Source organism: Mediterraneibacter sp. NSJ-151 (genome assembly GCF_022487435.1).
GTDB classification, from domain to species: domain Bacteria; phylum Bacillota; class Clostridia; order Lachnospirales; family Lachnospiraceae; genus Schaedlerella; species Schaedlerella hominis.
This window is the reverse complement of the sequence record NZ_JAKVPP010000001.1, coordinates 320898-332858: the sequence shown is the minus strand read 5'-3', so window position 1 is coordinate 332858 and position 11961 is coordinate 320898. Positions and strand designations below refer to the sequence as shown.

The 11961-nt window shown below is 38.8% G+C and carries 11 protein-coding genes; 4 read left to right on the top strand and 7 right to left on the bottom strand.

The features are described 5' to 3' along the window. Window positions 1-6: 6 nt before the first annotated feature. The 7 genes from LQE94_RS01605 to LQE94_RS01575 form a co-directional block, all read right to left on the bottom strand. The gene (locus tag LQE94_RS01605; protein ID WP_118737596.1) at window positions 7-1377 is read right to left on the bottom strand and encodes an NAD(P)/FAD-dependent oxidoreductase; all 1371 of its coding nucleotides are present in this window, start codon (window positions 1375-1377) and stop codon (window positions 7-9) included. A gap of 65 nt (window positions 1378-1442) precedes the next feature. Continuing rightward, window positions 1443-2144 (bottom strand): acyl-[acyl-carrier-protein] thioesterase, encoded by a 702-nt coding sequence (locus LQE94_RS01600; RefSeq protein ID WP_022076009.1) that lies wholly within the window; start codon window positions 2142-2144, stop codon window positions 1443-1445. 50 nt (window positions 2145-2194) lie between these two features. After that, window positions 2195-2914, bottom strand: coding sequence for a stage II sporulation protein R (gene spoIIR / locus LQE94_RS01595; RefSeq protein WP_240576851.1), 720 nt, complete (start codon window positions 2912-2914; stop codon window positions 2195-2197). A 123-nt stretch (window positions 2915-3037) separates the two neighbouring features. Next, window positions 3038-3715 (bottom strand): GntR family transcriptional regulator, encoded by a 678-nt coding sequence (locus LQE94_RS01590; RefSeq protein WP_022076011.1) that lies wholly within the window; start codon window positions 3713-3715, stop codon window positions 3038-3040. Between the two features lie 3 nt (window positions 3716-3718). Further along, a complete protein-coding gene (ispE, locus tag LQE94_RS01585; protein ID WP_118737598.1) occupies window positions 3719-4594 on the bottom strand; it encodes a 4-(cytidine 5'-diphospho)-2-C-methyl-D-erythritol kinase in 876 nt (291 codons plus the stop codon). Window positions 4595-4639: 45 nt separating this feature from the next. Beyond that, window positions 4640-6199, bottom strand: coding sequence for a DUF3794 and LysM peptidoglycan-binding domain-containing protein (locus LQE94_RS01580; RefSeq protein ID WP_240576850.1), 1560 nt, complete (start codon window positions 6197-6199; stop codon window positions 4640-4642). 40 nt (window positions 6200-6239) lie between these two features. After that, entirely contained in the window at window positions 6240-6677 is a 438-nt protein-coding gene (locus LQE94_RS01575; protein WP_240576869.1) for a protease complex subunit PrcB family protein, read from the bottom strand. A gap of 150 nt (window positions 6678-6827) precedes the next feature. Here LQE94_RS01575 and LQE94_RS01570 point away from each other — a divergent pair, with 150 nt between their 5' ends. From LQE94_RS01570 to LQE94_RS01555, 4 genes are read left to right on the top strand one after another with little or no spacing between them, the layout of a single operon-like run. Beyond that, window positions 6828-7559 (top strand): lysophospholipid acyltransferase family protein, encoded by a 732-nt coding sequence (locus LQE94_RS01570; protein WP_022076015.1) that lies wholly within the window; start codon window positions 6828-6830, stop codon window positions 7557-7559. 20 nt (window positions 7560-7579) lie between these two features. Continuing rightward, entirely contained in the window at window positions 7580-9028 is a 1449-nt protein-coding gene (locus tag LQE94_RS01565) for a nicotinate phosphoribosyltransferase (protein ID WP_240576849.1), read from the top strand. Between the two features lie 19 nt (window positions 9029-9047). Continuing rightward, complete coding sequence (locus tag LQE94_RS01560; protein WP_022076017.1) at window positions 9048-10103, top strand: D-alanine--D-alanine ligase family protein; 1056 nt, start codon at window positions 9048-9050, stop codon at window positions 10101-10103. Window positions 10104-10125: 22 nt separating this feature from the next. Beyond that, the gene (locus LQE94_RS01555) at window positions 10126-11496 is read left to right on the top strand and encodes a UDP-N-acetylmuramoyl-tripeptide--D-alanyl-D-alanine ligase (protein WP_240576848.1); all 1371 of its coding nucleotides are present in this window, start codon (window positions 10126-10128) and stop codon (window positions 11494-11496) included. The last annotated feature ends 465 nt before the right edge of the window (window positions 11497-11961 follow it).

The following is an 11961-nucleotide window of genomic DNA, read 5'->3' as shown; positions in this document are numbered from 1 at the left end:
CCCGTCTTACATATTTTCAGTTATATGTCTTGCTACATAAACACCACTTGCAGATGCGTGAGAAAGAGAGTGTGTTACTCCACTTCCGTCTCCGATTACATATAAGCCTTTATACAATGTTTCAAGATTCTCATCGATCTCTACTTCCATGTTATAGAATTTTACTTCTACGCCATAGAGCAGTGTATCATCATTTGCTGTTCCCGGTGCGATTTTATCCAACGCATAGATCATCTCAATAATTCCATCTAAAATTCGTTTTGGAAGTACAAGACTCAAATCTCCCGGTGTCGCAGCCAATGTCGGACGAACAAGTCCTTCTTCGATACGTTTCTCATTGCTTCGTCTTCCACGGATCAAATCACCAAACCGCTGTACAATAACTCCTCCGCCAAGCATATTAGATAAACGTGCGATACTTTCACCATATCCATTACTGTCCTTGAATGGCTCTGAAAAATGCTTTGATACAAGAAGTGCAAAGTTTGTATTCTCTGTCTGTTTATCTTTGTCTTCGTAACTGTGTCCGTTTACTGTCACGATACCCTTTGTATTTTCATTTACAACAATTCCATTCGGATTCATACAGAATGTACGCACATTATCTTCGAACTTCTCTGTACGATATACAATCTTACTTTCATATAATTCATCTGTCAGATGTGAGAAAATCTGTGACGGAATTTCCACACGCACTCCAAGGTCTACTCTGTTAGACATTGTCGGAATCTTCATATCTTCACATACTTTTGACATCCACTTACTTCCGCTTCGTCCTACAGATACGATACATTTCTCACAATCATCAAAATCATCCCCACAGAATACTCGATATCCACCTTCGATTGCTTCCAGATGATCTACCGGATACTCAAAACGGAATTCCACTTTATCTTTCAATTCTGCATAAATATTTTCCAATACAACGTAGTTGATATCTGTTCCAAGATGTCTTACTGATGCATCTAACAGCTGAAGCTTATTCTGCATACATAATTTTTTGAATTTTGTTCCGGCTGTAGAGTACATTTTAGTTCCCTCTCCACCATACTCCACATTGATATCATCTACATACTTCATCAAATCAATGGCTGTATCTCTTCCGATATGCTCGTACAATGTTCCACCAAATGCATTTGTAATATTGTATTTTCCATCTGAAAATGCTCCGGCCCCACCGAATCCACTCATAATCGCACATGTTTTACATTTGATACAGCTCTTTACTTTTTTACCATCGATTGGACAACGACGTTTCTCCAATGGATTTCCCAACTCAAAGACTGCTATTTTTAATTCTGGCTTTCTTTTTACTAATTCATATGCCGAAAAAATACCTCCCGGTCCGGCTCCTATAATAATTACATCATATTTCATACTTTTCCTCCTGATTTGTTAACTTCATCTCTTACTATACACTATTTTTTTGAAAATATATATACCTATTTCACTTCAACAGTCGCATAAGATACCCCATTTTCATCGCATAACTCAATTACTGTACGATCCGTTTCTTTTGCATACTTTGGGTAAATAACATCACCTAAAACTGCTGACTTCTTATAACCTACACGAACCTGATGTATGACCTGATCTTTTGGAAGCAATTCCATTGCGAATTGTACATACTGACAATTATTTACATGTTCATTCGTATCAATATGATATTTTCTTACCGGAAAAGCTTCTCTGTCCTCATATTCTGCTGCCGGTCTGATTTTTCTGCCTTCATAATCCATATCCAGTTTCGGTTCTGTTCCATACGCTTCGATTTCTTCTTTGTCCGGCAAAATCGGGCGTCCTTTCTCCATATCCATATAAACCCAGAGTGAATTGGCACATGAAAGTCTGTTGTTCTCTTTATCCAGCATCACAAAATTACGTTCTCCAAACAAGCCCTTAAAATCACTGGCAAATGTTCCCACTGTGATTTCTTCTCCTAACTCTGGATACCGTTCTACAACAACCTGCCAGTAAGAAAGAATCCATGCTTTTTTCTTCTCTTTTGCAGCCTTCACTCCAAAGCCTAAAGACTCTGATTGAAATGTACTGCAATCCTGAAAATAATTGATTAACGCCGGTAATGTCATTGTTCCTCGATGATCGATTTCACTGTATCTTACTTTACTATCGAATGTATACATCTGTATTTCCTTTCTAAAATGTCTGTCGTAATTATTATATTTTATCTTTTTTATTTATTCAAGTCTGGCAACAGCTTCCATCTGATATGAAATTCTGTTGTTGACGTAATCTGTTCATATTCTTCTTCCGTCAAAACAGACTTTAACTTTTGCTTTCCCTCCTCCGGAACAACAGCATTTGTTGTATTCAAAAAACAAAGTCCCGGGTATAAAACACACCACCAGTTATGCCCCTTTGCCTCTCCTATCTCAATTCTCAAAGCTTCATAGTTTCCGGCTGGAAATCTTACATCACCATATGTCTTTTCTGGAAAATAACAGGTTGTAACTGCTGCACTTATTGGATAATCATACCCGTTTTTAAGCACAACCTGCTGCGCACAGTCTCTCAGTTTATCCGTATTTCTTCTCATCCAGTCTGCTGTCTCAGTCACATTCATCCCTTCTGGGATTTCCTCTTCCAGCAATTCGATAACCTTTTCTTTCACCTGCATTTTCAATGCCTGATCTTCTTCGCTATCGCTGTTTGCCAGCACATGAAAGCGCAATACCTCTTGTGCAAGATGTTGCTGCATGCGCGCCTCTGATATCATCATACTTTGCCATCCGACAACAATTATGACCAGTACCACCAGCAAAGCTGCGCACAACAACAGACCAATCCTTGTCCACCTGAGTTCCCGCCTCGCAAATTTATTTTCACATTGTAATTCATCTTCGTATCGATAAGCAGATGTCCTTATCAGTTTTTGCTTCTTCCCGGATAACATATTTAACTCCCTCCATCTTTTCTGATGCAGGGAGTATTGCCATTTCTGATTCTACTTATTCGAAATCAAATTTATCCGCCATCCAGCTTCTTGTTATTGTTCTATCTACCCATAAAAAACAGCTTACTCAATATGTTTCAATGTATCACTTACAGTTTGTACCTGGTTATCAATATGTGTGCAAGTTACTTTTGTTGCCCGCTCCTTCTCACCCTTTTCAATTGACTCGACAATATCATTATGTTCCTGTATGATCTGTGGATGCCGCTCTTTTAATTTCAGATATTCCACACGATATCGATACATCTGTTCTCTAAAATTATTCAACAAGGAAATCAATTTTTGATTGTCCGTTGCAAGATAAATTAAATCATGAAATGCTACATCAGCTTCTGCAACTGCTGTGATATCGCTTGCACTTCCAAGCAGTGCTTCGAATTCTTTTGCCGCCTGCTTTAACTCCTGCATTCCTTCTTTTGTCATTCTGTCACATGCAAGCTGCACTGCAAGTTCCTCGAGTGCTCTTCGCACTTCAAGAACATCTCTCAAACTCTTTTCTGTAATCTGGGCAACCTCCGCACCTTTTCTTGGAATCATCAAAACAAGACCTTCCAACTCCAACTTGCGGATTGCCTCTCTTATCGGAGTTCTGCTGACACCTAATTTATTTGCCAGTTGAATCTCCATCAGTCTCTCCCCCGGTTTCAATTCTCCTCTCAAAATTGCCTGTCGTAATGTATTGAACACAACATCACGGAGTGGCAGATATTCATTCATATTCACTTCAAAGTTCATCTCCATCTGTCAGTTCCTCCCTGCACCATGTACATTTGTTACGTAAACTTGTTTTGCCAGTGCCCTTCTCCTAATTCTGTCCTGTGCTTTTCTTGCTGCTGCCTTTGTCTCAAATAACCCAAACACCGTAGGTCCGCTTCCACTCATCATCGCATTTAATGCACCCGCATTTTTCATCTCCTGTTTTATCTCCTCGATGACCGGATGCATTGGAATCGTTACATCTTCGAGAACATTCCCCATACATGAAGCGATTGTTTTAAGATCTCGTTTCTCTAATCCTTCAATTAGCCCATCAATATCCGGATGCTCTACAAGTTCTTTTGAATCCAACGCTTCATAGACAACTTTCGTAGACACACTGATTGGTGGTTTTGCGATCAACACAAAACATTTCGGCATAGGAGTGAGTGTGGTCAATTCTTCTCCAATACCCTCTGCCAAAACTGTCCCTCGCATAATACAGTACGGAACATCTGCACCAAGCTTTACTCCTCGCTCCATCAGTTCTGTCTGTGTCAGCTTCAGATCAAACATCTTATTCATACCATACAGAACTGCCGCTGCATTCGAACTTCCTCCTGCCATCCCGGCTGCAACCGGAATGTGTTTGTTCAATGTAATATGAACACCTTCCTCAATATGGAATTCTTCTATCAACATCTCTGCCGCTTTGTATGCAATATTCTCTTTTCCTGTTGGTAGAAAATACAAATTTGTCTTTATTTCAATCCCCGGATTTTTCGTTCGCTTAATCTTTACTTCATCATACAGATAAATGGACTGCATGATCATCCGCACGTCATGATATCCATTCTCTCTTCTTCCAAGAACGTCCAATCCTAGATTGATTTTTGCCAGTGACTTTAGCTCAATCTGCTTCATCGGTGTGTCCTCCATGTTCTCGTTTGTATCTTGTATACAATATAGTTATAGTATACTCAAATTCTCCTTGAAAATCAAGATTTTATCCCCTTCTTTTATTGTAGTTTGTTCTAAATTATTGACTTCCATAATCCCCTCTTCCGTCGTCATAAATTTCTTCGCTAAATCCCATAGTTTATCCTCTTTTTTCACTACATAACCTACGATTCCCGGTCGCTTTTCTATCTCTTCTACCGACAATGGAGCAAATGCTACTGATGTAATTACCTGTGCAGTCACCGATTTTCGTATAAATGTATCGAATGATAAGACTGCCTTGATTTCTACTTCCTCATTTCCGGCAAGATTTACAGATAGCTGTTCCACATGCTCTGCTATATTATATTTCACATTCTCCGGCATATTATTGCACTCCAAAAGCCAGGTAAATGGAATCATTCCCTGCCAGTTTCCAAAAGGCTGTTCATCATTCGCCCTCAAATACAAAAAGGAAAGATGCAGGATTCCATCAAGCTGAAGTCCTTGTTTGGACGGTTCCACATGTTCTAACTGAATTTCACCATCACTATGACATATCTGCAAAATATCTTCCTTCAATTCCGGAAGATTTAAATGTTCTGATATTTTGCATTTCGAATGATTTTGAATCATCAATTCCTCATAATCTGCTTCTCTCACCTCAAATTCACATTTTTTCTGAAGGGAATACATATCCGCCAGCACATCTATACTTTCTTCTTTGTAAATGTTCATCCTCAAATGTATCGTTCCTTCAATTCCAATCACACGCATTTCCCCGTCTTCATCAAGCCGGACATCTGCAAGTGTATCTTCCAGTGCGTAGTTTATATAGTCATACATTCCTTCCTCAATCCCGCTGCACTCTAATTTCCCTTCAAATAGAACTGTCTGTTCCAGCCAATCCATCTTCTGTTCTTCTGACAAGTAAATTATAAAGACCAGAAATTCGCCTTGTAATCGAAGTTCGTCCTGCATCAAACGTATTTCCAACTTACGCAGGCTGATATCACTAAGCAATAATTGACCTATACTTTCTTTTGTTCCCGGAAGTGTGATTTCCTCTTTAACACGATATGTATCGTTTTTATTCATCTGGATTCCAAGCAGGTTGATTCTGTTCACTTTTTTATAGACCGGCACATCACTTTCCATATCTATTGTTGTTTCTTCCTCCTGCATTTGTTCTCTTCCGATTTCAAGTTCAATCATTGCATGTAAACTGATTTTACGTGAATGAATCAAAGCTGACTGAAACTCCGTTCTCACATGTTTGATAAAAAACTCATCCTTTCCCATATCTGTAACATAAACCATCTCCTCAAACGGAATTTTTCCTTCTAGTGAAGCCAATCTGTTTTCTTCTGAATCCACAATATATAAAATTTGAAAACAAAGCTTTCCTGATACTCTCAGATAATTTTCTATCAAATTTATATCTTCGATTTTTACTGTTTCTTTACTTCTTACAATCTGCTTTACATCATCTTTTGTATCCGGAACATTATAATCCTCATCCATTTGAAATTGATCTGTTATAGATGGTTTTTCCTGCATATAACGCACTTGTTTTTGTACTAATTCCATGAGCCCCTCCTTGCATACAAACGCTATTTCCGACTTTGCGTCAATTATGAAACTGAACCGGTTTCCCGATTTCTTTCGTTTTAACTGCTATATATGGATATGTTACAATTTCTTTTGTTTTTTCATCTCTGGGCGGTCCATCTAATTCTGTATGGATATAAATCGCTTCTGCAGTTTCATAAAATTCCGTCACTTTTACGCTATACCCGCTCTGTGGTTTTTCTCCATATCCTTCCACAATATACAATTCTCCTTGATCCGAATATGTCAAATGAAATGCCTTTTCTTTATTTTTTGATATTTTTTCTTTCAGTTCATTCGGCAGCTCTGCTTTTTCAAGAACAGTAAACTTTAGATCCCGTATTTTTTCTGTTACCTCTACCTTGGTTATACATCCGGCAGCTGTTATTACCACGCTCAAAATCACGACGACGCCTGTACTCAAGCGTTTTATTTTTTTCAAAACCATGTCCAACATGCACTTCACATATCCATTTCTCTAGTATCTTATTACTTGAAATGTTGATTTATGCGTTGTGTTTTTAACATAAGTTTAGTATACTTTGAATAGTAGTTTTGAACGTAACAGTTCAATTACAAGTCATAAACAAAAGAGAGGTTTATATCTATGATACGTTTAATCATTGTCGCAGTATTTCTTATACTGTTTTTGATTTTGTCAATTCCGATTTTTTTCGTTGAATGGCTGATTGGCAAGGTAAACAAAGATGCAAAAGATATCAGTTCTCTTCGCATTGTCCAGTGGGCGTTTAAAGTCATCACCAGATTATCCGGTGTGTCTGTCACTGTGATCGGAGAAGAGAATATTCCGGATGAGGCTGTTTTATTTATCGGTAATCACCGCAGTTACTTCGATATTGTCCTGACATATTCACGTTGCAAACGTCTCACCGGTTATATAGCTAAAAAAGAGGTTCAGAAAGTTCCTTTTCTCTCTGTCTGGATGCAATATCTCTACTGTCTTTTCTTAGATCGTGAGAATGCAAAAGAAGGATTAAAGACAATTTTAAAAGCCATTGAATATGTTAAGAATGGTATTTCTATCTTTATCTTTCCAGAGGGTACAAGAAATAAAGGAGAAGAATTAAGTTTACTTCCTTTTAAAGATGGTGCATTTAGGATTGCCACAAAAACAGGATGTCCTATTGTCCCGGTCTCTCTGAATAATACTGCTGATATTTTAGAAAATCATTTTCCGCATATTAAAAAGACACATGTTGTCATCGAATATGGCAAACCAATTTATCCAAATGAACTGGATGCTGAGACAAAAAAACATATCGGTGCTTATGTACAGAATATTGTTCAGGAAACAATTAATAAGAATGCGGAAATTTAACGTAACACAAGGAGACTAAAATGAATACACGAAATCTTACGTTACTAACTGATTTATATGAATTGACTATGATGCAGGGCTATTTCGAAACACAAGAAAATGAAACCGTTATTTTCGATGTGTTTTTCCGTAACAATCCTAACAATGGCGGTTATTCTATTATGGCTGGTCTGGATCAAGTCATTGATTATATAAAAAACTTGAATTTTTCTTATGAAGATGTAGATTATCTTCGAGGTCTTGGCATCTTCAGTGAAGATTTTCTTCACTACTTAAGCGGTTTCCACTTTAGCGGTGATATTTATGCAATTCCTGAAGGAAGTGTAATCTTCCCAAAAGAGCCATTATTAAAGATCGTTGCTCCTATTATGGAAGCCCAGCTTGTAGAAACAGCTATTTTGAACATCATCAACCATCAATGCCTGATTGCAACAAAAGCATCACGTGTAGTTTATGCAGCTCAGGGAGATGGAATCATGGAATTTGGTCTGCGCCGTGCGCAGGGGCCTGATGCCGGTCTGTATGGTGCCAGAGCTGCTATGATCGGTGGCTGTGTAGGAACATCCAATGTTCTCGCCGGTCAGATGTTTGATGTTCCGGTTATGGGTACTCACGCACACAGCTGGATCATGAGTTTCAAAGATGAGTATACTGCATTTAAAGAATATGCACGTTTATACCCGAATGCCTGCACTTTACTTGTCGACACATACGACACATTAAAGTCCGGTGTCCCAAATGCGATTCGCGTCTTCACAGAGATGCGGGATGCGGGAATCCATCCAAAATCTTACGGAATCCGTCTGGACAGCGGAGACCTCGCATATCTTTCTAAAAAAGCAAGAAAGATGCTGGATGAAGCAGGTTTCACGGATGCTGTTATTGCCGCATCCAATGATTTGGATGAATTCTTGATCAATGACCTGAAAATTCAAGGTGCTAAGATTGGTTCCTGGGGTGTCGGAACAAACCTGATTACCTCTAAGGATTGTCCTTCTTTTGGAGGTGTTTATAAACTTTCTGCCATTCAGAACAGTGACGGAGAATTTATTCCTAAGATTAAAATTTCAGAAAATGTTGAAAAAATCACAAATCCCGGAGATAAAACTATTTATCGTGTTTACGACAAAGAAACAGGTAAGATTCGGGCCGACCTCATTTGCTTTGCTGACGAAACCTGGAACGAAGAAGATGAACTTCTTCTCTTCGATCCAAATGCCACATGGAAGAAAACACGTCTTCCGGGTGGAAGCTACACTATGAAAGAAATCCTGCTTCCAATCTTCAAGCATGGCGAATGTATCTATGAATCACCTTCTGTTATGGAGATTGCACAGTTCTGCAAGGAAGAAAAAGAAACTCTCTGGGATGAAACAAAACGACTTTTCAATCCACATGGAGTATATGTTGATCTTTCCAGAAGTTTGTATGATACAAAGACCAGACTGCTGGATGAAATGAGCAAATAAGATAAAAGGAGTATAAATCATGAAAATTATCGTATTAGCCGGAGGCTTAAGTACAGAACGTGACGTATCACTTTCTTCTGCTGCCGGTATCTGCCGCACATTAATTGAGAAAGGACATGATGCATTTCTTCTGGATGTATTTATGGGTCTTCCTTATGACTCTGACAAACTAGAGGAAGTATTTACACTTCCTGGACATGGTCTTGAGATTGCTAAGAACATTGCTACTGAAGAACCTGACCTCGCAGCTATCAAGGCGTCCCGTCCTGATCAGTCTGACTGCTTCTTAGGACCAAATGTAATCGAACTTTGCCGCATGGCTGATATTACATTCATCGGTCTTCATGGCGGTGAAGGCGAAAACGGAAAATTACAGGCTACATTTGATCTGTTGGGAATTAAATATACAGGACCAAATTCACTTGGATGTGCAGCTGCAATGCATAAAGGAATCGCAAAACAGATTTTCTTAGAATCCGGCATTCCTACACCAAATGGTGTCTGCATCCACAAAAATAAAAATAAAAAAGATTTGGCAAGCCTTGGGCTCTCTCTTCCAGTCGTTGTAAAACCTTGCTCCGGCGGTTCAAGCATCGGTGTTTACATTGTAAATACTGAGGAAGAATATAATGAGGCTCTTGAAAAATCTTTCCGCTATGAAGATGAGCTTGTTATTGAAGAATATGTAAAAGGCCGCGAATTTGCATGTGGTATTATCGATGATAAAGCATTACCACCTATCGAAATCATTCCAAAAACAGGATTTTTTGATTATGCAAACAAATATCAGGCTGGTGCCACTGAAGAAGTCTGCCCGGCAAATATCAGCGAAGAAATTTCTGCAAAAATGCAGGATTACACAGTCCGTGCATTCCATGCCCTGAAGCTGGATGTATACAGCCGCGCTGATTTTCTGTTAGATGCAGACAATAATCTGTACTGCCTGGAAATGAACACACTTCCTGGTATGACAGCTGCAAGCCTCCTTCCAAAAGAAGCTGCTGTTACAGGAATTGAATATGGTGATCTTTGTGAACTGATCATCAAAAAATCTTTAGAAGCACGATATAACTAAGAAAGATGAGGGTTCTGTTGCTATGAAGCATATGACATTAAAAGAAATTTCCAAAGCATGTCAGGGTACATATTTTGGACCCGAAGAAAATCTGGAAAAATCTGTTTCCAGTGTTGTAATTGACAGTCGTAAAGTTCAAAAAGACAGCTTGTTTATCGCAATTCGTGGTGCTCGCGTAGACGGACATACATTTATCACAAAAACGATAGAAGCCGGTGCTTTATGTGCCCTCTCTGAAGAAAATTTAGGAGATGTTGACTTTTCCTATATCCTTGTGGATTCCTGCGAACAGGCTATGAAAGCAATTGCTGAACACTATCGCCGTTCCCTGGATATCAAAGTTGTCGGTATTTCCGGAAGCGTTGGTAAAACCAGCACGAAAGAAATGATTGCTTCGGTTTTAAGTCAGAAGTTCAATGTACTAAAAACAGAAGGAAACTTTAATAACGAGATTGGACTTCCATTGACAATCTTCAACATTCGCGAAGAACATGAAGTAGCTGTTCTTGAAATGGGAATCAGTCATTTTGGTGAGATGACTCGACTTGCAAAAATGGCTCGTCCGGATATCTGTGTACTCACTAACATCGGATGTGCTCATCTTGAACATTTACAGTCTCGCGATGGCATTTTAAAAGCGAAAACAGAGATGTTCCAATATATGAATCCAAACGGAACAATCATTTTCAACGGAGACGATGATAAACTCATCTCTTTCGTTCCGGAAAACAAAATCAAACCAATTTATTTCGGCTTCGATGACAGTTTAAATTATCATGCTGATGATATTGAAGATATGGGAATGCACGGAACAACTGCCAAATTTATTACACCATCTTCAGAATTCACTGCACATATTACAATTCCCGGCGAACATATGGTATACAATGCACTTGCCGGAATTGCAGTTGGATATGCTCTCGGTATGACAGATGATGAAATCAAAAAGGGAATTGAAGCATTAGTTCCACTTGCAGGACGCAATCATCTGATTGAAACAGAGAATCTGACAATCATTGATGACTGCTACAATGCAAATCCAGCTTCTATGAAAGCTTCGCTGGATGTTCTCGCTAAAGCAGACACAAGAACTGTTGCTATTCTCGGAGATATGTTTGAGCTTGGTGATGATGCTGATGCGATGCATTATGAAGTTGGTGCTCACGCTGCACAGATTGGCATTAATGTCGTAATTTCCATCGGAGAATACACGCGCTTCCTCTCTTCAGGCGCCAAAAACCAGAATAAGGGGACAGAAGTGCATCACTATGCAACAAAAGCAGATTTCTTTAAAGAGATGAAGAATGTGATCAAGCCTCACGATACAATTCTTATCAAAGCTTCTCACGGAATGGAATTTCCTGAGATTGTAGAAAAATGTGAAGCGTTTTAGATTTAATAACTTCCAAACATATATTTTTAAAATAACAAAAAACTGGCAAACAGAAAGGTTCTGTTATGTCAGTTTTTTGTTATTCTTACTTGCCCTAAAGAACAAATCAGATACTGTTTTCGTCACACCCAATGAAAACTCACCAATAAGTCAGCATAAATTAGCAACTCAACATATTATTGTTTCTCTGTCCGCACTGTCATTTTGACAGTTCAGATCAGATGCAGCACCTCACGGCAAACCGTGAATTTCACGAATCGTCTTGAATCCTGCTACCAGATATGTTATATTTAAGACACAAAAAGAGAACAACCGCCCACAAGGTGGGTTGACCTCAATGTATGATTCTGAAAAATCCACTCCATCGCTCGCCAAAGTTCCGGGGTGGTTTTTCTATGCCTTAAAACATTATCTGATAAACGTAAAAACGAATGTCAGCAATGCAAGAATGAACATGCCAAAAGC